A 22,535-nucleotide genomic window follows, 5' to 3' on the forward strand; every position below is an offset into this window, starting at 1 on the left:
TCAGCCCTGCCGTTTCGCGTCGAGTGCGGCCCATAGGCGGGGAACGACGTCGGGGACCTGGTCCAGTCCGAACCCGAAGGCGATGTTGCCCGCATCGACGGCCGCCCGGATGTCGGCGTCGGAGGGCAGCACGCGGCCGAAGGTGTGGGTCTTGTCCGAACCCAGGAAGCCGACGAGCACCCCCAGGCTCGCGCCGGCCCCCGTGTGGCACGTGCCCAGGTAGTAGTCGGCGGCGCCGGAACGCAGCAGCGGGGCCGCGTCCATGTCGGTGCCCACCTGGACGCTGTCGCCCGCTTTGAGCAGGGGTCGCAGGGTGTCGGCGACCTCCGACTTGGCGACTCCTCCGGCAATGAACTTCATTGGGAATCCTCCTTCGGCGAGGTGAGGGCGAGAGTGCCCAGGTGGAGGCTGAGATAGCGCAGTTCGGTCTCGGAGAGCCGGGCGCCCAGCGCGGCACCGGCGCGTTCGGACAGCCGCACGGCGGCGTCGACCGCCTCGGGCACGGACTCGACCACCTGGCGGTACACCGTGTCGGCGGGCGGGTCGATGTCGGGCTCCCCGCGCAGGGTGCGGCCGAGGGCGGCGACCAGGTGCGCGGTGAGCGTGCCGGCCGTTGCTTCGGTGACCGGGTGGGCGTGTTCGAGCCGGGCGAGTTCGTCCTCGACGAAGTCGGCGACGCCGGGCGGGGTGTCGGGCAGGTCGCGGACGAGGTCGAGCCGCTGCCGGAGAGCCGTGTCCATGGGGCTCCTGTCGGTGCTGTCAGGTCTGTCGGTCTGCTCGGTCCTGTTGGTTCGGGTGTTCCTGCCGGTTCCGGTGGATCCGGCAGGTCGGCCGGTTCTGCCGGTTCTGGCGGGGTCGGTTGCCGGGGTCAGTAGGTGGGGATGCGCTTGCCGGCCACGACCTCGGTGGCGGCCGTCATGACGACGTCGTCGCGCAGCGCGTCCTGGACCGCCGTGGGTGCGGGTTCGGCGTGCCGCCGGGCGACGACCACGGCGGAGGTCGTCGCGGTGGAGTCGACGCCTTCGAGCGGGTAGGCGGTGATGGGCGCCGCGATGTGGGTGTCGATCTCGTCGAGGTTCCACACCGTTGCGTCGACCAGGCCGTCGGCGAAGTAGCGGCTGAGTTGGTTGTAGGAGACCTCCACGCGGCGTTCCGGAGGCAGGTCCGGGAACCGCTGGTCGGTGAGTTCGCGCTGGTCGGTGGACATCGGGTCGACCGCGAGGCGCAGGCCGGGATCGTCGGGATCCCGGTCGGCGGCGACGACAAGGCCGTGCGCGCCGACGTAGGTGTGCGGCCCGAAGTCGCGGATGATTTCGAGGTCGGGGTCGGCCGTGGCCGCGAAGCGCGACATGACGGCGAAGTCGGCGCGCTCCTGGCGGACCGCGCGGGCCCGGTTCGTCGCGCCGCGGACGAACATGAGCGTGCACGGCAGCCCCAGCCGCTCGAAGGCGGCATGGATGCCGGTCGCCAGCCCTTCGTAGCGGCGGGAGTAGGGCAGCGGCATCGCGATCGGGATCGCTCCGCTGCCGGCGAGCTCCCAGATCAGCCGGTGGTCGATCGCCGCAATGAAGCTGCCCAGCCTGCCGCGCGAGCGGATCTCGACGGCGCCGGCCTCCTCCAGCAGCGCCAGGGCCGCCTGGACGGTTCCTTTGCCCACGCCGTGGCGGTCGCTGAGCTCCTGGGCGGTCGCCATACGGTCGCCGACAGAGGCAGAGGCCAACTCGACCGCCATGTGGTGGGCGACCGTTCCGGCTTTCGACATCAGCACCTGCATACGAGACATACGAACAGTCTAACCAATATCCAGGATATTGGATATAGATTGCCGGGAACCGCGGTTGTGCCGGGTCTTGCGGGCCGCGGCGGGGGCCGTGTGCCGGCGCCCCGGCGTCCCGGCCGGTTGTGGGGCCGATGGAGGGGCCGCCCGGCGGGGCGGGGGTGCGCGTCGCGCACCGCGCAACACCTCTGCAACCGGGGGGCCGCCTCCGGCGTCCGCCCACCCGGCGGGGCTGTGCTCTGCAGGCGTGCTCTGTTGGCCGGGAAAAAGCAGCAATTAGGACACTAGGCCACAAAAGTGGCCGTGCGCTTTTCGTTGGCTCGAAATTGTGCAATTCTGACTCAGGGTCGCCCCGCTGTCACCACCGATGGGGCGCCCATCCCTCTGCGCCAACCCGTTTCCCAATGGGGAACGGGTCCTGAATTCGTGCGTCCTCCGCACACCGTCCAGACATAGAAGTGGATGTTTCCCGCCAATGTGTCGTTGCGGCGTTCCGTACAGTGGACCCCTCAGCCCTCCCATGAGAAGACAGCCATGATCAGGCTGCTCCGGCGCCGCCGCGAGGCCGCTCCCCAGACACCCGCTCCCGGGGATGCCGCACCCGACACGGCCGCACCTCCCGGCGCCGATACGCGCGCCGCTGCAGGCGCCGAACCGCCCGCCGCGCAGGATCCCGCCCCCGCCGGGGCCGGGTCCCGGCCCGACCCCGCCGGACCGGCGCCCTACTCGGCCGTCTGCGACCGGTTCGCCATGCAGGTGCTCGTCCTCGCCGAACAGCAGCGCCAGGCGCTGGACCACCTGGAACGCGACGAGGCCGACCCCGAGCGGCTCAAGCGGCTCTACGACGTCGACCACGCCGTGGCGATGATGCGGCGCGCGGCACGCGAACTGCGGGTGCTCGCCGAGGTGGACGACGGCGATCCCGGCGGTGGCGGCGACCCCGCTTCAGTGCTGGACATCGTCCGCATGGCGACGTCGTCGATCGACTCCTACCAGCGGGTCCAGACCGGCACCGTGGCCGAGTTGGCGGTGCACTCCTACGCCACGGACGACGTCGCCTCGATCCTCGCCCCGCTGCTGGACAACGCCGCGCGCTACTCGCCCGGCAACGTCAGCGTCAGCGCCCACCCCACCGAGCACGGCGGCGTGGTGGTGCGCATCGCCGACTCCGGAATCGGCCTGAAGGACGAACACGTCCGAAACCTGAACGAGACCATGGCCGGAACCCTGCCCCCGGTCGACGACCGCACCGGCCGGCACACCGGCTTCCCCGTGGTGCACCGCTTGGCACACCGCCACGGTGTCGGGGTGCACTTCAGCAGCCGCCCCGGCGGTTCGGCCGGCGGCACCACCGTCGTGGTGTCGCTGCCTGCGAACCTGATCTGCGACATACCGGCGCCACCGCCGGCCCTGGGCGAGCTCCCGGCACAGGACGACACGGCACCTGCGCCTGCACCGGAACCTGCACAGGGTCCGGCGCCGGTGCCTTCGGCCGCCGACCGCCCTGCCGCCCCGCCGCCCCGGCCCGCGCATCTCAGCGTGGCTCCCGGACCTCTCGGGGCCGGTTCCGCGCCGCCGGCCGAGCCCCCGCCGCCGTCGCGTCCGCCTGCCGGCGACCTGCCGCGGCGCGAGCGCAAAAGTCTGCGCCCCGACGACACGACCCCGGCACGCCGGCGCCGCCCCTTGGCCAGCGGCGGCGACGCGCCGGAGCCCCCCGGCGGCTCGTTCGCCGACGACCTCGACGCCTTCGCCCCGGGCGCAGGCACAGACCCCACGGCGCCCGGCCGGCGCCCCGACGACGACAGCGAGGTGTGGTGATGGACGGCGGCCCCACTAGCCCGAGCGGTCCCCAGGAGTTCGACTGGCTCATCAACGAGTTCGCGGACTCGACTCCCGGGGTGGCCCACGCGCTGATCGTCTCGTCCGACGGCCTCCCGCTCATCACCTCCGGCGAGATCCCCACCGACACCGCCGACCCCCTCGCGGCCATGACCAGCGGTCTGATCAGCCTCGGCAACAACATCGCCCACCAGGTCGACGAAGCACGGTGCGACCAGGTCATGCTGAAGTTCCCGGCCGGGCACTTCCTCTTCATGGGGATCGGCAGCCTGGCGGGCCTGGCCGTGCTGGTCCGCGAAGGGGCCAATCTGGGCGTCGTCGCCCACCGCATGACCCAGCTCGTGCAGAGCGTGGGCCACGTCCTCACGCCCGAGATGCGCGACAACCTGCGCGGGTTGACCATCGGCAGGGGAGCGTCGTGAGCACCGGGGAGCAATCCGCGAGAACCGGGCCGGCCACCGGAACCGGGGCGGCCACCGGGAATACGCCGACCATCGGGAAAACAGGGAAAGTAGCGCTATGACGGTCAATCCGTGGGTGCGTCCCTATGTGCTGACGGGAGGGCGGACCCGTACGCGGCACCGCCTGTTCGTGCACACGCTTATCTCGGTGCCGCACTACGATCCGGTCTACTCCAAACGGCTGCCGCCCGAGGCGCGATCGCTGTACGAACGCGCCCACACCGCCGTCCAGTCCATCGCGGAACTTTCGGCGCACTGCGGGGTGTCGCTGGGGGTCACCCGCGTCCTCATCGGCGACATGGCGGCCCGCGACCAGCTCGTGGTCAACCCCGACGCCTACTCCTCCCCCTACGACCCCCGCCTGCTGAAGAGAGTCATCGATGGTCTTTACGAGCTCGCCTGACCGGCCATCGAACCTGGCCTCGGCGAAGATCGTCGTCGCCGGCGGGTTCGGTGTCGGTAAGACCACCCTCGTCGGCGCGGTTTCGGAAATCCCCCCGGTCAACACCGAGGCGTGGATGACGCAGGCCGCCCGCACCGTGGACCCGGTCGACGGTGGAACCGGCAAGGTCACCACCACCGTCGCGATGGATTTCGGCCGGATCACCATTTCGGACGAGCTGGTGCTGTACCTGTTCGGCACACCCGGCCAGGCCAGGTTCTGGCCGATGTGGGACGACCTGTGCCGCGGGGCCAGCGCGGCCGTGGTCCTGGTCGACACCCGCCGGCTGGATGCGTCCTTCGCGGCGGTCAACTATTTCGAGAACGACTCCGATGTCCCCTTCATCGTGGCCGTCAACCTGTTCAACGCCGAGCAGAGCCACGAACTCGCCGAAGTACGCGAAGCGCTCCAACTCGACCCCGACGTCCCGCTGGTCGCCTGCGACGCCCGCAGCAGCGGTTCGGTCGTCGAGACACTCGCGGCGGCGCTGTCCCACACGATGCAGCGGACCTCCCCGGACGGCAGCGAACAACCGGCGGTGACCTGAACCCGCCGTTTCCCGCCACACCCCATGGCACGCGTCCGCAGCAGCGCATCGGCGCGTTTCCTGCCGGCACCGCCCCCGGGCGGGCCATGGGCCATCGGTACCCCCCATGCAGAACGAGAGGCGGCAATGCGCAGGATCCTCATCGTCGGCGCCGGACAGGCCGGGCTCCAGCTCGGGTTGAGTCTGCTCGGTGCCGGATACGACGTCACCGTCATGTCAGCGCGCACCCCCGAGGAGATCCGCGACGGGCGGATCATGTCCACCCAGTGCATGTTCGCCCCGAGCCTGCAGATCGAACGCGAACTCGGCATCAACCTGTGGGAGGACCGGGCGCCGCGCATCGTCGGGCAGCGGCTGACCGTGTCCCAAACGCCCGGTGAGGCCGCCTTCGGCTTCGTCGGCCGCTGGGACGCCTACGCGCAGTCGATCGACCAGCGGGTCAAGATGGCGGGCTGGCTGGAGCTGTTCGAGGCCCGCGGCGGCGAAGTGGTCTACCACGGCGCGATGACCTCCGAACTGGAGGCACTCTCGGCGCTCTACGACCTCACCGTGATCGCCGCGGGCAAGGGCGACCTGGTGGAGCTGTTCGACCGCGACCCCGCGCGGTCTCCCTACGACCGCCCGCAGCGGATGTTGTCGTGCATCTACGTGCACGGCATGGCGCCGCGCCCCGACTACCCCGAGCCGCACGTGCGCATCAGCGCACTGCCCGGCATCGGCGAGCACTTCTTCATGCCCGGCTACACCACCACGGGCGGGGCGTGCGACATCCTCCTGTGGGAAGGCGTGCCCGGCGGCCCGTTCGACTGCTGGTCGGACCGCCCCGGCCCCGACGAACACTGGGAACGCACCCTGGACCTCCTGCGGCGCTACGTGCCCTGGGAGTACGAACTCTGCGCCGGCGCCGAGCCCACCGACGCGCGCTGCACCCTCTTCGGCGGCTACGCGCCGGTGGTGCGCCACCCCGTCGCGGAGCTGTCGGCGAACTCGCACGTGCTGGGCATGGCCGACGTGGTCGTCGCCAACGACCCGGTCACCGGCCAGGGCTCCAACAACGCCGCGCACTGCGCCGACATCTACTTCCGGTCCATCCTCGAACGCGGCGACCGGCCCTTCGACCCGGAATGGATGCAGCAGACGTTCGAGGCGTACTGGGACTACGCCCGCCACGTCACCGCCTACACCAACATGATGCTGGGCCCGCTGCCCGACCACGTGCAACGCATCCTGGCAACCGCCGCGCAAAACCCCGAGGTCGCCAACCGCTTCGCCAAGGGCTACGCCGAGCCCGCCGACTTCCAGCACTGGCTCATGGACCCGGAGTCAGCCGACGCCTACCTCGCTTCAGTCGCCACCCCGCCCCAGCAGGCCTGAAAATGCCGGAAGCGCCAGTATCGTAGTCGGGACCGCGTCCCCGACCATCCATTGAGCAGGCCCATGCCCCACGGAACTGCCGATGCAGCGGCGGCCGTCTCTGCGGCCGTGGGTGGTGAGGTGCGCTCCTGTACGGCGCTGGGTTCCTCGCACGCGTGGACGCTGCACCGCGGTGAGCTCGGTGACGGGCGGCGCTTCTTTGCCAAGGTTGCCGACCGCCACGCCGAGGCGTTGGCCGCCGAGGGCGCCGGGTTGCGCCGGCTCGCTGCGGCGTCCGGCGGGGCGGCCGTGCCCGGGGTGCTGGCCGCCGGCGATGGCGGCGTGCTGGTGCTGGAATGGGTGCACGAGTACGGCGCGAGCGCGGCGGCAGCCGACGACCTGGGGCGGCGCCTGGCGGCCACCCATGGGGCCGGGGAGCCGTCCTTCGGCGGGCCTGAGCGGGGTTGGCTGGCAACCCTGCCCTTGGACAACACGCCGGGCGACCGGTGGCCGCAGTGGTATGCCCAACGCCGGGTGCTGCCTTACCTGCGCGATGCCCGCGACCGGGGATTCCTCGACTCCGGCGACGTTGCCCGACTGGAACGGGTGCTCGCCCGCATCGCCGGCCTCGCCGGCCCGCACGAACCCCCCGCCCGCATCCACGGCGACCTGTGGGGCGGAAACGTGTTGTGGAGCCGCAGCAGGGCCGTGCTCATCGATCCCGCCGCCCACGGCGGGCACCGCGAAACCGACCTCGCCATGCTGCAACTGTTCGGCGCCCCGCATTTGGAACGGATACTCGCCGCCTACCGCGAGACCTTCCCCTTGGCCGACGGCTGGCGCGACCGCGTCCCGCTGCACCAGTTGCACCCGCTGCTCGCCCACGTGTGCCTGTTCGGTCGCAGCTACCGCCCCCAACTGCTCGACGCCGCGGGGCGCCTGCTGTAGGGCAGCCGCCGAAGGCCGGTTCGCAGCCGCGGCGGCCGGGGGAGGACGGCACGGGGCCGGCACGGCAAACGCCGACCGGCGTGGACGACGGATTGCACGGCCGAGTGCACGACCGACCGGAACGGACGAGATGCAATGCCCAGTGACTTCATCCTGAAGACGATGAACGCCGTCCACCGCAGTGTCCTCGCGGTCAGCGGCGGCAGGGCCGGGTGGCGGCTGTCCGGCATGCCGGCGATCCGGCTCACCACGACCGGCCGCAAATCAGGCGAGCCGCGCTCGGTGCTGCTCACCTCGCCGGTGCAGGAAGGCACGACGCTCGTCATCGTCGCCTCCCGCGGCGGGGACGACAGGCATCCCGCGTGGTTTCTCAACCTGCGCGCCAACCCCGAAGTAGCGGTTTCGTACCAGGGCGGCCCCACACGGACGATGCAGGCCAGGGTGGCCACGGCCGACGAGCGCAGCCGCCTGTGGCCGCGGGCGGTGACCGCGTTCAAGCCCTACGCGGGCTACCAGGCCAAGACGGAACGGGAGATCCCCCTGGTGCTCCTTGAGGAACCGGAGCCGTCAGCGTGACGGAGCGGGGCCGCAGCGCGAAGTTCTGACCCGGCGTTCTGCGCTCGGCTGGTGCTGAAGACCGGTCGGCTGCCCGAGCCTCCGGCACCAGCCGGACGCCGCGCGGATCCAGCGGCGTCGAAACACTGTGTATTGGTCACCTACAGCATGGTTCGGTAGTTGTTTGAGGCCCGGCGGTTTCTTGGGGCAGAAATGCTCTGTCTAGACCAGGTTGCGGCTGTTGACGATGTGTTTGGGGACGATACTTTTTGTCTTGGAGAAAAAGTATAGAATCGGGATTATTGTCAACGAAACATACAAAGGAACCACAAATACTGCGCTCGTCCAGAAGTCTGTTCTTTCGAAGCCGTGGACATTGGCGGCAAAGTCGGCTTGCCCTTCAAGTGTTTCTAAATTGTAGAGATCCGGGTCGACTAGTACTGGGGTCTCCATGAGAAAATTGAATAAATTGACGAGCGTTATTGCCGAAAAACCCCCGATTGTTGCCAATGCCGCAAATGCGATCTTTTCCACCGAACTCAGTGTCTGTATGAACCGAGTTGCCCGGGACTTCTTGGTGAAAAGGCGGATGTAGTGCGGGCTGAGCCTCGACCGTCCCTTGTAGGAGATCCTCGCTCCGCGCACCGTCCCCGATAGGTGGGCACCTGACGATCCCTGGTGGACGACCTCAAGGACGGCCCCGTCTCCGGAATCCAGGAAATCGAAGTGGATCTGTGCGGAGCGGCCGCCGCTCTCCGCCTGTGTCCGGACGAGGGTTGCCGTCCGGCTCAACGCTGCTACTTCCGCCTTCAGTATGTAATCGCCTTCCGGAACCTCAACCCGAAGCGGGTCGCTGGGCGATATGTCGCTCTCCTTGATTGTGTCCCCGTTATGGTTCCAGACCGCGATGTAGGTGCGGCTCAGCTGGGTTACGGGGGCTCCCGAACGCGTTTGCAGAAAGTCCGCCGCAGAAAGCTGGTCGCCCGGGCTCATTATTACGTCGAAATCGGTTGCGTAATGAATCCGCGGGCGGCGCCTCTGATGGCGCCCGAGGTAATATGATATGACGGCGATGGCTATGGATATGACTATTCCGGAGAGGGAAAGTATGCTACCGAGTCCGATGGGCGGCAAGGTATCTCTCCATATTTTCAGTTTTCGGTGGTCGTCATCGGCCGTACTCGCGGGGCATCGGCCGCGGACATTATCTCAACCCGGGGTGGCCGGTGCGGATAGGTTTGCGTAATTGAGACCGGTGCCCGCGGTCACCGGGAATCGGTTGTGCTTCGCAGATAGGCCAGCACAGCCATCACGCGGCGGTGGACCTCTTGGCTCTCGGGTGGCAGGTCGAGTTTGGCCAGGATGCTGCTTATGTGTTTGCCCACCGCCGCATCGCTGACCACCAGCAGGCGGGCGATCGCCGCGTTGGAGTGGCCCTCGGCCATTCGGGCCAGGACCTCGCGTTCGCGATCGGAGAGCCGGGACAACGGGTCGCGGCTGCGGCGCAGTAGTTGGCGTACGACCTCCGGGTCCACGACGGTCCCTCCCCCGACCACCTGGCGCAGCATCCCGGCGAACTCGGCCACGTCGGCCACCCGCTCCTTGAGCAGGTAACCCACGCCGCGCCCGCCGTGGGAGTCCAGTAGGTCGAAGGCATAGCTCTGCTCCACGTACTGGCTCAGCGCGGCCACCGCCAGGTCCGGGCGCGTGCGGCGCAGTTCAACGGCGGCGCGCAGGCCCTCGTCGGTGAAACCCGGCGGCATGCGGATGTCGGTGACGACCAGGTCGGGCGCGTGCTCGCGGACGGCTGCGGCCAGCTCCACGGCGTTGCCCACGGCCGCCGCCACCTCGAAGCCGAAGCGTTCCAGCAGCTCCGACAGCCCTTCGCGCAGCAGGACGCCGTCCTCGGCGAGCACCGTGCGTACCGGTGCCGCGGCGGCGGGCGCGGGTTTCTCGGGTCGGGCTTCCGGCGCCGGATCGGCCTGGCGGCGCCCGGCTGAGCGGCCGTCCCCACCACCGGACGAACCACCCGGCGCACCGCGGTCCCCAGCACCAGGTCCAGCGCCGGGCCCCGTCACTCGGTCTGGCATGGCAACTCCACACGTAGCCGGGTCGGCCCGCCGATCGGGCTCGAAAGCAGCATTCTTCCGTCCATTACCGCCACACGATCGGCGAGGCCGGTCAGTCCCGTACCGGATTCCGGGTCCGCGCCCCCGGCGCCGTCGTCGGTCACCTCAACCACCAGCCGGCCGCCGCCGCACTTGGCGCTCACCGCCGCCGCGGCGGCGCCGCTGTGTTTGGCGACGTTGGCCAGCGCTTCGGAGACGACAAAGTAGGCGGTGCCCTCGATGTGGGCCGGGCAGCGGTGTGCCGGCCCGGTGCGTACCTGTACCGGCACGGTGCACCGGTCGGCCAGCGCCGGCAGTGCCGCAGCCAGCCCGCGGTCGGTGAGGATCTGCGGGTGGATGCCGTGGATCAGCTCGCGCAGCTCGGCGATGACCTCCTTGGCCTGGCGGTGCGCCGACTCCACCCGGAGCGCGGCGGCCGAGTCCGGCGGCACCTCCAGCCGGGCAAGCCCCAGTTCCATGGTCAGTGCCAGCAGCTGCTGCTGGGCGCCGTCGTGCAGGTCGCGCTCGATGCGGCGCTGCTCGGCCTCGAACGCGTCGACCAGCCGCGCCCGGGAGCGGCTGACCTCGGTCAGTTCCGCGCGCAGCTCTCCGGTGGCGTCGGCGCGCAGCATCGGCCGTGCCAGCGCCGAGTGCGCCCCGGCGATCAGCGCGTTGAGGTGGAGCGCGGCGACGACGATCGCCGCGCCGGCACCCGCGGCCGCCCAGCTCTCCGCCGGATCGGTCACCGAGGCCGGACCGAGGGCCACGGTCTCGCCCAGCGCCCCGGTCAGGTAGGGGACGGTCAACGAGAGCAGGCCGGTGGCCAGCACCAGCGCCCCCGCCAGGGCGGCGGGTGCGAACAGCACCGCGGCGAGTAACAGGTAGCCGAACTCCCGCCAGGTGGCGGGTTCGGCGTAGCGTGTCCGCAGCCACGCCCACAGGCCCGGCCGGTCGGGGGCGCGGTGCCCGGAGGCGATCGGCCGGGCGTCGACCAGGCGCAGCCGGGCCCGTTCCAGCGCGGCCAGCGGCAGGCTGACCAGCGGGCCGGCCCCCGCAAGCAGCACCGCCCCCACCACGACCAGGACTGCGCCCGCCGCCAACGGCAGCCGCGCCGGATCCGCGGCCGTGCGGAGCCAGACGACCAGCAGGATCCACGGCAGTGCCAAGAGGAGGACGGGCGGCGCGAACAGCAGCGCCGCCACCGGTGTCAGCGCGTTGTGCAGCAGCGATCGCCACGGCCACGGCGTGAGCAGGAAGCGCCGTGACCCGAGTGCGGCGAGGACGTGCCGGGGTCGCGTCGTGGACACCCTTGAACCATACGCAGCGCACCGCAATCCCGGGATCGGGCAGGCGCGACCGTGCGGGGTAGGGCCCGCCCTACCCGGAACGTCCGTTGTCCACCAGTGCCCGCGGGCGGGCGCCGGTGCTGGAATCGGCCGTATGAACGGGACATACGCGGTCGAACTTCAGGAGCTGACGCGGGCCTACGGCTCTCGGGGCAGTCGGGTGACAGCACTGGACGGGGTCACCAACGCCTTCCCCGCAGGGTCGTTCACCGCCGTCATGGGCCCTTCCGGCTCGGGCAAGTCCACCCTGCTGCACTGCGCGGCAGGGCTGGACAAGCCGACGTCGGGGCGCGCGGCGGTCCTCGGCACCGACCTGGCCGCGTTACCGGAGAAGCGGCTGACCGTGCTGCGGCGCGAGCGCATCGGGTTCGTATTCCAAGCGTTCAACCTGGTCTCGGCGCTGAGCGCGGAGCAGAACGTCGCGCTGCCGCTGCGGCTGGCCCGGCGGCGGCCCAGCCGGGCCGCGGTGCGCAGGGTGCTGGAGGACGTCGGGCTGGCCGGCCGCGAACGGCACCGCCCCGCGGAGCTGTCCGGCGGCCAGCAGCAGCGCGTGGCCATCGCACGCTCCCTGATCACCCGGCCCGAAGTGCTGTTCGCCGACGAGCCGACCGGCGCGCTGGACAGCGGGTCCTCGCGGATGGTGCTGGAGTTGCTGCGCGACCTGGCCGGGACCGGCGGCCCCGCTCCGTGCACCATCGTCATGGTGACGCACGACCCGCTGACCGCCTCCTACGCCGACCGCGTACTGTTCCTCTCCGACGGGCGGATCGCCGACGCCATGGCGGACCCCACCCCGCAACTGGTCGCCGCCCGGTTGACCGCCCTGGAATCGGACCCGGTGATGGCGCGATGATCGGGATCTCGCTGTACTCGCTGCGCGAACGGTGGGTGTCCTTCCTGGGCACCTTCGTCATCATCACGCTGGGGACCACGCTGGTCTGCGCAATCGTGCTGGCCATGGCCACCGCAGGCGAGCGGCCGGGCTATGAGATGGTGATCAGCCTGCTCGCCATGATGATGGCGATCACCGTGTTCGTATCGGTTTTCGTTGTCTCGTCGGCGTTCGCGTTCTCTGTCGCCCAGCGCCAGCGGGAGTTCGCGCTGCTGCGGACGTTGGGCGCGCCGCCGGCGCGGATCGCCGCCTCGGTCTACGCCGAGGCGCTGCTGGTGGCCGCCGCCGGCGGCGCACTCGGGTGCGTGCTGGGCGCGGCGGTGGCCGAGGCGCTGTTCACCGCCATGCACGCCATGGGAATGGTGCCCGGCCGGCCCGAGGTGCGCTACGAACCCGGCGCTGCGGTGATCGCCTTTGGCGCGGGTGCGGTGGTGGCGTCGGCGGGTGTGTTTGGGCCGGCGCGGCGCATCCGCCGGATCCGGCCGATCGAGGCGCTGCGCGAGGCATCGGTGGACAGTCGCACCATGACCGCTGGGCGCTGGGTACTGGGGATCGGCTTCGCCGCCTTGACCCTGCTGGCGGGTTCGGCGCTGCCGGGCACCAGCCGTGAAGGCATCGTGCCGGTGACCATGGGGTTGGGCATGTCCGCGATCGTGGCCATGGCCTTCCTCAGCCCGGTGGTGGTACCGCCGCTGTCGGCGGCGCTGACCTCGCCGCTGGCGGGGTTGCGCGGAGCGGGCGCGATGGTCGTGCGCGCGGGTATGGCCGCCGGGGTGCGGCGCACCGCGGCACTGTGCGCGCCGGTGCTGCTGACGACCGGGCTGCTCGGCATCGCGGTGGGCATGGTCGCCACGACGAACACGGTGGCCGCGCGCCAGATGGCCGAGTGGACCGATGCCGAGACGGTCGTGACGGCGACGCAGGGCCGCGGGCTGTCCGACGCCCAGGTACGGCGGCTGCGGGAGATCCCCGGCGCACGGGTGGCCGTGGTGCGCACCGCCGAGATCGGCCTGGACGGCGAGGCCGCGCAGGTGCGCGTCGCCGATCCGCAGGCGATCACCGCGGCCGTGGATCCACCTGCCGACCAGGGGGCCTTTTCCGAGCTGGGCGCCGAGGGGATCGCCCTGGCGCGGTCGGCCGCCCGATCGCACGGTTGGCGGGTCGGCGACGAGGTAGCGCTGCGGCTGCCGGACGGGGGCCGGGCACGGGCGCGCGTGGCGGCCGTGCTGGCCGACGGCGTCTACCAGCCGGCCACCTACGTTGCGGCGCCGTTGCTGGAAGGCCGCGGCAACCCGCCCGCGCCCTACGCCTACGTCGCCGCCCGGCCCGGCGCCGACCCGGCGGCGGTACAGGACCAGGTGCGGGCCGCGGTCGACGCGGAGACGGCACGCGCCGACCCGGCCGGCTCCATCGAGCCGGGGCGCGAGGAGAACAACCGCATGGTGTTCGCGTTCGGCGCGCTGCTGCTGGGCATGGCGCTGCTGTGTTCCTGCGTGTCTATCGCCAACACCCTGGTCATGTCCACCTCCGACCGGGTGCGCGACTTCGCCGCCCTGCGCCTGGCGGGGGCGACCCGCCGCCAGGTACTCGGCCTGGTGGTGGCCGAGGCCCTGGCCGTGGTCGCGATGGGCGCCGTGCTGGGGGCGGCGGTCACGGCCGCCTGCCTGGTGCCGCTCAACTTCGCCGTGGGCGGGGAAGCCGCAACGGCGCTGCTCGCGTTTCCGTGGTGGCAGCTGCTCGGCATGACGGCGGTGTGCGGGTTGCTCGCGACGGCCTCGGCGGCGGTGCCGGCGGCCCTGGCGATGCGCGGCTCGGCGGCCTGAGGCCAACGTGTCATCCGACACGACAATAGTGCAGAAATGCCGATAATCATGGCCGCATATGGGCATTTCTGCTGATCACCATTCACCCGCGCGTAGGCCGCCCGCCCCGCCCCCGACCCGGTTCCGGGCGGTGGGAGGGCGGCGTGCTAGCGTCGGCGGCGCCGTGGTGTACGGGAATCCGGTGGGAAACCGGATGCGGCCCTCGCCACTGTGATCGGGAGCGCTGTGTCGTTCGTTCGGCTAACGAGCCGGACGGGCCACTGGGGCAACAGCCCTGGGAAGGCCGGACACGGCGCGTTACCACCCGTCAGCCAGGAGACCGGCCACGGCACTGCACGACCTGATTCCACGAGGACTTGGAAAAGGCGGTCTCGTCCATGGCCCGCGCATTGTCATGCTTGCCCCGCGCCGCGTCCGCGCTCGCCGGCGTCTTGTTACTCGCCGGCTGCGGGGCTCCCGCACCCGCTTCCCCCGCGCAACCGGCGGGGGAGGACGCCGTCACCCGAACCAACTGCGGCATCGAAGTCGCCGCGGACACGCCCCCCGAGCGGGTCTACGCCGCCTACCAGCCCGGCATCGAGGTCGCCCATGCCCTCGGCCTCAGCGACCGGCTGGTCGGGACCGCGTTCCTGGACGCCGAGGTGCTGCCCGAATACGCCGACGAGCAGGCCCTAGCCGACTACGAGCCCACCCTCCCGAGCAGGGAAGGGCTACTGGCGACCGAGCCCGACTTCGTGATCTCCGGGTTCAACGGGTTCTTCGCCGAGAACGGCGCCGACCGCTCGGTCGGCACCCGGGAGAGCTTGCGCGAACTCGGCGTGCAGAGCTGGATACTGAGTCCGCTGTGCCCGAGCGAGGACGGGCTCACCGACCGGGCGATCGACCCGGAATCGGTCACGGTGGACAGCGTCTACCGGGACCTGCGCGACCTCGGTGCGCTCTTCAACGTCGAGGACCGGGCAGAACAGGTGATCAGCGGGCTGCAGGAGCGCATCGCCGCCGTCGAGGAGCAGGTCGAGGGCGCCGAACGGCCGTCCGTGGCGATCGTGTCGCCCGGCGACGACGGCGGCTACCGGGTGGCGGGCGGAATCGACTTCAGCACCCGGATCATCGAGCACGCGGGCGGCACCAACGCCTTCGCCGACCTGACCGGCAAGCGCAACATCGAAGTCGGCGCCGAGGAACTCGTCGCACGCGACCCCGACGTCATCCTCACCAGCTCCTGCTGCGATGCCGCAATGACCGAGCAGGACGCCCAAAGCGACGTCCGGGCGATCACGTCGGACCCGGCGCTTGCGGGGGTGGCGGCCGTCGCCGCGGACGAGGTACACCCGTTCCTGTTCGCCGACCGCGCGGCCGGGGTCCGGGCGGCGCACAGCATCGAACTCGTTGCGTCGCGCATCCACCCGGACCTGGTCGAGAGCTAGCCGTGGCAGGTGCGACCGCTGCAGCGGGGCCCGGGCACCAAAGCGGCGGCATCCCGCGGATCGGGACCGGCGCGGGCGGGCTCTGCGGGACGGGTGTGTTCTCCGGAGCGGCCGGCAGATCGGCCGGGCTGGTGCTGGCCGGGCTGCTCCTGGCGGGCGTGTGCGCCCTGTCGCTGCTCACGGGCAACTACGCCGTCTCCGCCGCCGACACGGTCGCGGCGCTGACCGCGCCCGCCGGCAGCGAAGCCGACCGGATCGTGTGGCACGTGCGCGTGCCCAGGACCGCCACCGGGGTGCTCGCCGGGATCGGACTGGGTGTCGCGGGCGCCCTCATGCAGGGGCTGACCCGCAACCCGCTGGCGGGGCCGGGCATCCTCGGCGTCAACGCCGGGGCCGCGTGCGCGGTCGTGGCCGCGATGACCGTCCTGCACGTGGCCACCCTGACCGGTTACCTGTGGTTCGCCTTTGCCGGTGCCGCGCTGGCGGCGGCGTTCGTCTACGTCCTCGGCTCGCTGGGTGGCGGCGGCGCGACACCGGTCAAGCTCGCCCTGGCCGGTGCAGCGTTCAGCGCCATGGCGGGTTCGGTGACCACGGCCATCACTCTCCTCGACGCTTCCGCGCTCAACGACTTCCGGTTCTGGACCGTCGGTTCGCTCACCCGCGCCGATACCGCAGACCTGGTCGCCGTCGCCCCCGCCCTGGCGGCCGGCCTGTGCCTGGCGGTGCTGGTCGGCCGCGACCTCAACGCGCTCGCCCTCGGCGAGGACATGGCGCGCAGCCTCGGCACGCGGTTGGCGGCGACCCGGGTGCTGGCCGCCCTCGCGGTCGTGCTGCTGGCCGGGACCGCCACGGCGATCGCCGGGCCGATCACCTTCGTCGGCCTGGTCGTGCCCCATATCGCACGGGCGCTCACCGGGCCGGACCACCGCTGGATCACGCCCTGGTGCGCGGTGCTGGCCCCGGCCCTGCTGCTGGCGGCCGACGTGCTGGGCCGGGTGCTGATCCGTCCCGAACAGCTGCAGGTGGGCATTGTGACAGGGCTGATCGGCGCCCCCTGCTTCATCCACCTGATCCGCAAGCGGAAGCTGGCGCAGCTGTGATCCCTGCGGACCGCGACACGTTCCTGCTGCGCAGCCCGCGGTCGGCCGTGGTGTTCCTGCTCGGGCGCCGCTCGACCGCCCTGTCGGTGATCGTGTGGCTGCTCGCCGGCAGCGTGGCCGTGCTGTCGCTGACCCTGGGCCGGTTCGAGATCGGCCCCGGCGGTGTCCTGCGGGTGCTGGCCGGGGGCGGCACCCTCATCGAGTACGACGTCGTCGTGCGCAACCGGCTGCCGCGCGCCCTCACCGGTCTGGGCGCGGGGGCGGCTTTCGCGCTTTCGGGGGCGGTCCTGCAGCGGATCGCGGCCAACCCGCTGGTCAGCCCGGACGTGATCGGCGTGAACTCCGGAGCCGCCTTCGGCGCGCTGGCGGTGATCACCGTGTTCGGCGGTACGGGATTGCACACCGCCGCCGGCGCGCTCGCGGGGGCGGCGGTGACCGCCGCGGTGATCTTCGCGCTGTCGGCCCGGCGCGGTGTGAGCGGCTACCGGCTCGTACTGGTCGGTATCGGTGTCGCGGCCATGCTGACCTCGGCAGTCTCCTTCCTGCTCACCCGGGCGGACTACCGCAGCGTGCTCGCAGCGGCCTCGTGGCTGACCGGCAGCCTCGCGAACCGCGGCGGCCCGCACGCCGTGATCATCGCCGCAACGCTCGCGGTCGCCGTGCCCGTGCTGGTCGTCCTGGCGCGCCGGCTGCGGCTGCTCGAACTCGGCGACGACCTGGCCGCCGTGCTGTCCGGCAACGCGGTCGCCGACAGGATCGCCCTGGTGGCCGTCGCCGTGGTGCTCGCCGCGATGGCGACGGCGGCGGCCGGTCCCATCGGGTTCGTCGCCCTCGTGGCGCCGCAGATCGTCCGCCGGCTGCTGCCCGGCCGCGGCGCCGCCCTTGCCCCCGCCGCGGCGCTCGGCGCCCTGATCGTGGTCGCCGCCGACCTTGCCGCCCGGCTGCTGTTCGCCCCGGCCGAGTTGCCCGTCGGCGTGATGACCGGGGTGCTGGGAGCACCGGTGCTGCTGTACCTCCTCGCCCGCGCCAACCGGATCGGACACACCGGATGACCAGCTCGCCAACCGGGGCGGTCACGCTGACCGCCGCCGACCTCAGCCTCGGCTACCGCTCGGGCACCGTCGTCGACCAGGTCTCGGTGACACTGCCGCCCGAGCAGGTCACCGTGATCGTCGGACCGAACGGATGCGGCAAGTCGACGCTGCTGCGCGGCCTCGCCCGGCTGCTGAAGCCGCGCGGCGGAGCCGTGCTGCTGGAAGGCACCGACATCTCCCGGTTGCCGGCCGGACGCGTGGCCCAGCGGCTCGGGCTGCTCCCGCAGCAGCCCGCCGCCCCGGACGGGATCACCGCCGCCGACCTCATCGCCCGGGGGCGCCACCCCCACCAGCGCTGGTTCCGGCAGTTCAGCGACGCCGACGCCGAGGCGGTATCGGCGGCGATGGCGGCGACCGGCGTCACCGACCTCGCACACCGGCCGCTCGACGAGCTCTCCGGAGGCCAGCGGCAGCGGGTGTGGATCGCGTTGGCGCTCGCGCAGGACCCCGGCATCATGCTCCTCGACGAGCCGACGACCTACTTGGACCTGGCCCACCAGGTCGACGTGCTGGAGCTGCTGACCGACCCCAACACGCGATCCGGGCGCACGATGGTGCTGGTGCTGCACGACCTCGACCTCGCCGGCCGCTACGCCGACCATCTCATCGTGATGAAGGACGGCGGAATCGTCGCCCAGGGGCGCCCGGCGGAGGTCGTCACCGCCGAGACCGTGGAAGCCGTGTTCTCGCTGCCGTGCATGGTGATCAGCGACCCCCTCACCGGAACACCGATCGTGCTGCCCCGGCCCCGCCGGTAGCCCGGCAGGGCCACCCCGGCCAAGGGGGCAGCGGGCGGGCGAACGTCCGTGCCGACCCGCCGGTGCCGCGATTGGGACCGCCCCGCCCCGGATCGCGGCTTGCGCCTCAAGCGGCTTGAGGCGCCAGAGTGGCCCCATGAACGAGCACCAGCTGTACCCCATCTCAGACGCCGCCCGCCGCAGCGGGCTGAGCGTCAGCGCGGTCCGGTTCTACGCCGACGCCGGGATCGCCGAGCCGACGGCGCTGAACGCGGCCGGACACCGGATGTACGACATCCACGCCATCGCCCGGCTGGAACTCATCCGCACCCTGCGCGAGCTGGACACCGACCTGGCGGAGATCGGCCGGCTGATCGCCGGCGGCACCACCCTGCACGAGCTGCTTACCACGCACCTGGAGACCGTCGAGCGCCACGAACGCACCCTGCGGGCCAGGCGGGCGGTGCTGCGAACCCTGATCAAACAGGGCGCCACGACCGCTCAGGCCGACCTGATGCACAAGCTCGTCTCGATGACCGACGAGCAGCGCGAGCAGATCATCGACGACTTCTGGGACGACGTCGGCGAGGGCCTCGACGTCCCCGGCGGTTTCGTCGACCGGCTGCGCACGGTGCGGCCGGTCCTGCCCGCGGAGCCCTCGGCCGCCCAACTGGAGGCGTGGATCGAGCTGGGCGACCTGGTGGGCGACCCGGCGTTTCGCGAAGCGGTCCGCACCTACCTGCAGGAGACCTACTCCACGGCAGAAGGCCGGGCCGTGGCGAGCCCGCCGTTCCAGGACTTCATATACGAAAGCGGAACCCCGCTGATGGAGGAGCTCGTTGCCGCGCACCGCGACGGCGAGCCGCCCCGGTCGCCCAGGGCCCAGCAGGCGGCCGCCCGGTTCATGGAAGCCGCCGCGGCGGTGTCGGACACACCGCTGACGCCCGAAGTCCGCGACCGCATGGCCGCGGGATTCAATCAGCTGCCGGACCTATTGCGCCAGATCGCCGCAGAGGACGCCGTTTCCGAAGGTCCCGTGTACGACACCACCCACGGCCGGTACCTGTCGCTGGTGGCGCAGATCAACGGGACCGCACCCGAGGAGGATCACGGCCCCGTGCTCTACGCCTGGATGGCCGACGCCATGCGCTCCGGCGAGTAGCCGACCCCAACAGGATCCTTGTTGTTCCGGATTGCAGAAGTTACCGACCACATAAAGGAAAAACGTTGCCGATCTTCGCGCAGAAGACCGAGACCCCCACCGACGGAGGAGGGCAGCCCGCGTGGCGAGGGACAGCCTGCACGGCGTGGCCGAACTGGCGCGCGGGCTCGATGACCGGCTCGGTGGCGCCGACGCCCGGCTGGCGCGCGAATACCCCGGCGCCCGGCCGGGCCGCCAACCGGTGCACAGCGTCTACGTGCCCGCCGACCGGGTACACGCCGGTCTGGCCGCTGATTGGGGGCGCCTGGCACTGACCGCGATCGACGAACACGCCCCCGACCCCGCCGATCTCGCCGCCGCAACCGGACTGGGCGCGGACGCGGTCGCCGCGATCCTGCCCAGGGTGCGCCGCAAGCTCGCCCGCGAACCGGTCGAGGACCTGCGCGCGGACCTCGAGGACGGCTACGGCAATCCCGGCGACGAAGTCGAGGACGCCCACGCCGTTGCAGCGGCCGACGCCTTTGCCGCCGACCTCGCCGAGGGGACCGCACCGGCCTGCTTCGGTATCCGGATGAAGGGGATGGAGGCCGCCGGCCGGCACCGGGGCGTGCGCAGCCTGACCCTCTTTCTGCAGGCGCTGGCGGAGGGCCACGGCAGCCTGCCCGGCGGTTTGGTGCTCACACTCGCCAAAGTCACCTCCGTCGAACAGGTCGAGGCGATGGTCTGGCTCTGCGAGCGCCTGGAGCACCGGCTGGGGGCGGCCGCGGGCCGGTTGGGTTTCGAGCTGCAGATCGAGACTCCCCAGTCGATCCTGCTCGGCGACGGCACCGCGGCGGTCGCCCGCATGATCCGGGCGGGCCAGGGCCGTATCACCGCCCTGCACTACGGGACCTACGACTACAGCGCCGCCTGCGGGATCACCGCCGCCTACCAGAGCCTGGCCCACCCGGTCGCCGACCACGCCAAGGCGGTCATGCAGGTCGCCGCCGCGGGCACGGGCGTGTGGCTGTCCGACGGCGGCAGCAACGTCATGCCCGCCGGTCCGACCGCGGAGGTCCGGCAGGCGTGGGGGCTGCACGCGGGGCTGGTGCGCCGCTCGCTGGAACGCGGTTACCCCCAGGGCTGGGACCTGCACCCCCACCAGCTGGTCACGCGCTACCTGGCCACCTACGCCTTCTACCGCGAAGCCTTCGCACCGGCCGCCGAGCGGCTGCGCGCCTACCTCGACCAGGTCTCGGGCAACGTGGTCGACGAACCGGCCACCGCACAGGCGCTGGCCGCCTCCCTGGCGGCGGGGCTGGCCTGCGGGGCGCTCGACGAGTCCGAGGTCGTTGCCGCCACCGGAACCGGGACCGCCGAACTCACCGCGATGGCTTACCCCCGCGCCGGCGGGCAGGCGGACTGACTCCGGTCCCTGCGGCGCCCGGCGCATGACCTACCGGCAGGCGGCCCGCGCCGGGCGGCCATAGGACGGCAGCCATAAGAACGGGCAGCCCAGAGAAAGGAGACGGGTGCCCCGCCGCCCGCAGCGCCGGCGCGGACACCCACACCAGCACATGACCAGCCCTTCCCTTGCCATCCGCGCCGACCAGGTCCTCACCCCCGAAGGGCTGCACCCCCGCACGGTCGTGGCGGCCGGCGGCACCATCCGCGAGGTGCTGCCCCGCGGCGCCGACCCGGATCCCCCCGCCGACCGCGTCCTCACCCTCGCCGGCGACGAGGTGCTGCTGCCGGGCCTGGTCGACAGCCACGTGCACGTGAACGAGCCCGGCCGCACCGAATGGGAGGGGTTCGCGACCGCCACCCGCGCCGCGGCACTGGGCGGGGTGACCACCCTGATCGACATGCCCCTCAACAGCGTGCCCCCCACCACCACCGCCGCGGGGCTGGCCGCCAAGCGCGCCGCCGCCGAAGGCAAGCTCGGCATCGACGTCGGGTTCTGGGGCGGCGCGGTGCCCGAAAACAGCCGCCCCGGGGCGACCGGCGAGCTCGCCGCTCTGCACGCACAGGGCGTTTACGGGTTCAAGGCGTTCCTGTCGCCATCGGGCGTGGCGGAGTTCGGCCACCTCTCGCCGGCGGAGTTGGAGACGGCGGGCTCGGCCATCGCCGCATTCGGCGGCCTCCTCATCGTCCACGCCGAGGACCCCGACGTGCTCTCGGATGCCCCGGCCTGCTCCGGGCGCGACTACGCCGAATTCCTGGCGTCGCGCCCCCCAACGGCCGAGAACGAGGCCATCGCCCGCGTCATCGACGTGGCCCGCCGTACCGGGGTACGCGCACACATCCTGCACCTGTCCAGCGCCGCCGCCCTGCCGCTGATTGCGCAGGCCCGGTCAGCGGGCGTCCCGCTGACCGTCGAAACCTGCCCGCACTACCTCACCCTCGCGGCCGAGACCATCCCGGCCGGGGCCACCCGGTTCAAGTGCTGCCCGCCCATCCGCGACTCCGCCAACCGGGACCTGCTCTGGCGGGCCTTGCGCGACGGGCTCGTCGACTGCGTGGTCAGCGACCACTCGCCCAGCACACCCGAGCTGAAGGACATCGGTACCGGCGACTTCGGCACCGCTTGGGGAGGGGTGTCCGGGCTCCAGGTGGGGCTGGCGGCAATGTGGACCGAGGCCCGGCGGCGCGGAGTACCCCTTGCCGAGGTGGTGCGGTGGATGTCGGCCGCGCCCGCCCGCATCGCGGGAGTGGCGGGCAAGGGCACCATCGCCGCGGGCAACGACGCCGACCTGGTCGTCTTCGCCCCCGAGGAGGGTTTCCGGGTGCGGGCCGCGGAGCTGGGGCACCGGCACCCGGTGAGCGCCTACGACGGGGCCGAGCTGGTCGGCCGGGTGCGCCGCACCTTCCTGCGGGGGGCCGAGACCGGCCCGCACAGCACCGGCGGCCGGATGCTGGAACGCGGCGCGGCGGTCTGACGGCCG

22 protein-coding genes and 1 riboswitch are annotated in these 22,535 nt (G+C 71.8%); of the genes, 16 read left to right on the forward strand and 6 right to left on the reverse strand.

Translation table 11 applies throughout. The features are described from left to right. From ACYVD5_RS03150 to yhfZ, 3 genes are all read right to left on the reverse strand, one after another. Nucleotides 1–360, reverse strand: coding sequence for a DUF2620 family protein (locus tag ACYVD5_RS03150; protein WP_460999346.1), 360 nt, complete (start codon nucleotides 358–360; stop codon nucleotides 1–3). After that, a complete protein-coding gene (locus ACYVD5_RS03155) occupies nucleotides 357–740 on the reverse strand; it encodes a hypothetical protein (RefSeq protein WP_460999347.1) in 384 nt (127 codons plus the stop codon). Before ACYVD5_RS03155 ends, ACYVD5_RS03150 begins: the two co-directional genes overlap by 4 nt. Before the next feature lie 128 nt (nucleotides 741–868). Continuing rightward, nucleotides 869–1,783 carry a GntR family transcriptional regulator YhfZ gene (yhfZ, locus tag ACYVD5_RS03160; protein ID WP_460999348.1) on the reverse strand — a complete coding sequence of 305 codons (915 nt, stop codon included), beginning with the start codon at nucleotides 1,781–1,783 and terminating at the stop codon, nucleotides 869–871. Nucleotides 1,784–2,311: 528 nt separating this feature from the next. Here yhfZ and ACYVD5_RS03165 point away from each other — a divergent pair. The 7 genes from ACYVD5_RS03165 to ACYVD5_RS03195 all read left to right on the forward strand — a co-directional run bounded on the left by ACYVD5_RS03165 (nucleotide 2,312) and on the right by ACYVD5_RS03195 (nucleotide 7,943). Continuing rightward, a complete protein-coding gene (locus tag ACYVD5_RS03165) occupies nucleotides 2,312–3,595 on the forward strand; it encodes an ATP-binding protein (RefSeq protein WP_460999349.1) in 1,284 nt (427 codons plus the stop codon). Next, nucleotides 3,595–4,038, forward strand: a complete 444-nt coding sequence (locus ACYVD5_RS03170; RefSeq protein ID WP_460999350.1) for a roadblock/LC7 domain-containing protein — start codon at nucleotides 3,595–3,597, stop codon at nucleotides 4,036–4,038. The genes ACYVD5_RS03165 and ACYVD5_RS03170 overlap by 1 nt, the downstream gene beginning before the upstream one ends. A 97-nt stretch (nucleotides 4,039–4,135) precedes the next feature. Next, nucleotides 4,136–4,480, forward strand: a complete 345-nt coding sequence (locus ACYVD5_RS03175) for a DUF742 domain-containing protein (protein WP_460999351.1) — start codon at nucleotides 4,136–4,138, stop codon at nucleotides 4,478–4,480. After that, nucleotides 4,458–5,066: a GTP-binding protein gene (locus tag ACYVD5_RS03180; RefSeq protein ID WP_460999352.1), complete on the forward strand. Its 609-nt coding sequence runs from the start codon at nucleotides 4,458–4,460 to the stop codon at nucleotides 5,064–5,066. The genes ACYVD5_RS03175 and ACYVD5_RS03180 overlap by 23 nt, the downstream gene beginning before the upstream one ends. Before the next feature lie 126 nt (nucleotides 5,067–5,192). Beyond that, entirely contained in the window at nucleotides 5,193–6,440 is a 1,248-nt protein-coding gene (locus ACYVD5_RS03185; RefSeq protein ID WP_460999353.1) for a styrene monooxygenase/indole monooxygenase family protein, read from the forward strand. Nucleotides 6,441–6,503: 63 nt separating this feature from the next. Beyond that, entirely contained in the window at nucleotides 6,504–7,367 is an 864-nt protein-coding gene (locus ACYVD5_RS03190) for a fructosamine kinase family protein (protein WP_460999354.1), read from the forward strand. Nucleotides 7,368–7,502: 135 nt separating this feature from the next. After that, the gene (locus tag ACYVD5_RS03195) at nucleotides 7,503–7,943 is read left to right on the forward strand and encodes a nitroreductase/quinone reductase family protein (protein WP_460999355.1); all 441 of its coding nucleotides are present in this window, start codon (nucleotides 7,503–7,505) and stop codon (nucleotides 7,941–7,943) included. Nucleotides 7,944–8,144: 201 nt separating this feature from the next. Here the strand turns inward: ACYVD5_RS03195 and ACYVD5_RS03200 are convergent, their stop codons facing one another. The 3 genes from ACYVD5_RS03200 to ACYVD5_RS03210 form a co-directional block, all read right to left on the reverse strand. Continuing rightward, nucleotides 8,145–9,056 (reverse strand): hypothetical protein, encoded by a 912-nt coding sequence (locus tag ACYVD5_RS03200; RefSeq protein ID WP_460999356.1) that lies wholly within the window; start codon nucleotides 9,054–9,056, stop codon nucleotides 8,145–8,147. A 131-nt stretch (nucleotides 9,057–9,187) separates the two neighbouring features. After that, entirely contained in the window at nucleotides 9,188–9,838 is a 651-nt protein-coding gene (locus ACYVD5_RS03205; RefSeq protein ID WP_460999357.1) for a response regulator, read from the reverse strand. Between the two features lie 158 nt (nucleotides 9,839–9,996). Next, on the reverse strand, nucleotides 9,997–11,337 hold the full coding sequence (locus ACYVD5_RS03210) for a sensor histidine kinase (protein ID WP_460999358.1): 1,341 nt from the start codon (nucleotides 11,335–11,337) through the stop codon (nucleotides 9,997–9,999). A 133-nt stretch (nucleotides 11,338–11,470) separates the two neighbouring features. Between ACYVD5_RS03210 and ACYVD5_RS03215 the strand changes: the two genes are divergently transcribed. The 9 genes from ACYVD5_RS03215 (at nucleotide 11,471) to allB (ending at nucleotide 22,529) form a co-directional block, all read left to right on the forward strand. Continuing rightward, on the forward strand, nucleotides 11,471–12,229 hold the full coding sequence (locus ACYVD5_RS03215) for an ABC transporter ATP-binding protein (protein WP_460999359.1): 759 nt from the start codon (nucleotides 11,471–11,473) through the stop codon (nucleotides 12,227–12,229). Next, the gene (locus ACYVD5_RS03220) at nucleotides 12,226–14,091 is read left to right on the forward strand and encodes an FtsX-like permease family protein (RefSeq protein WP_460999360.1); all 1,866 of its coding nucleotides are present in this window, start codon (nucleotides 12,226–12,228) and stop codon (nucleotides 14,089–14,091) included. The genes ACYVD5_RS03215 and ACYVD5_RS03220 overlap by 4 nt, the downstream gene beginning before the upstream one ends. Nucleotides 14,092–14,238: 147 nt before the next feature. Further along, nucleotides 14,239–14,433: riboswitch (cobalamin riboswitch) on the forward strand. A 56-nt stretch (nucleotides 14,434–14,489) separates the two neighbouring features. Then, complete coding sequence (locus ACYVD5_RS03225) at nucleotides 14,490–15,518, forward strand: ABC transporter substrate-binding protein (protein ID WP_460999361.1); 1,029 nt, start codon at nucleotides 14,490–14,492, stop codon at nucleotides 15,516–15,518. A 2-nt stretch (nucleotides 15,519–15,520) separates the two neighbouring features. After that, a complete protein-coding gene (locus ACYVD5_RS03230; RefSeq protein WP_460999362.1) occupies nucleotides 15,521–16,618 on the forward strand; it encodes a FecCD family ABC transporter permease in 1,098 nt (365 codons plus the stop codon). Next, nucleotides 16,615–17,670 (forward strand): FecCD family ABC transporter permease, encoded by a 1,056-nt coding sequence (locus ACYVD5_RS03235; RefSeq protein ID WP_460999363.1) that lies wholly within the window; start codon nucleotides 16,615–16,617, stop codon nucleotides 17,668–17,670. Before ACYVD5_RS03230 ends, ACYVD5_RS03235 begins: the two co-directional genes overlap by 4 nt. Then, complete coding sequence (locus ACYVD5_RS03240; protein ID WP_460999364.1) at nucleotides 17,667–18,470, forward strand: ABC transporter ATP-binding protein; 804 nt, start codon at nucleotides 17,667–17,669, stop codon at nucleotides 18,468–18,470. The genes ACYVD5_RS03235 and ACYVD5_RS03240 overlap by 4 nt, the downstream gene beginning before the upstream one ends. 136 nt (nucleotides 18,471–18,606) lie before the next feature. Beyond that, on the forward strand, nucleotides 18,607–19,611 hold the full coding sequence (locus ACYVD5_RS03245) for a MerR family transcriptional regulator (RefSeq protein WP_460999365.1): 1,005 nt from the start codon (nucleotides 18,607–18,609) through the stop codon (nucleotides 19,609–19,611). A gap of 121 nt (nucleotides 19,612–19,732) precedes the next feature. Then, the gene (locus ACYVD5_RS03250; RefSeq protein WP_460999366.1) at nucleotides 19,733–21,016 is read left to right on the forward strand and encodes a DUF6986 family protein; all 1,284 of its coding nucleotides are present in this window, start codon (nucleotides 19,733–19,735) and stop codon (nucleotides 21,014–21,016) included. A 151-nt stretch (nucleotides 21,017–21,167) separates the two neighbouring features. Beyond that, the gene (allB, locus tag ACYVD5_RS03255; RefSeq protein ID WP_460999367.1) at nucleotides 21,168–22,529 is read left to right on the forward strand and encodes an allantoinase AllB; all 1,362 of its coding nucleotides are present in this window, start codon (nucleotides 21,168–21,170) and stop codon (nucleotides 22,527–22,529) included. The last annotated feature ends 6 nt before the right edge of the window (nucleotides 22,530–22,535 follow it).

The sequence above is a fragment of the Streptomonospora sediminis genome (assembly GCF_054778995.1).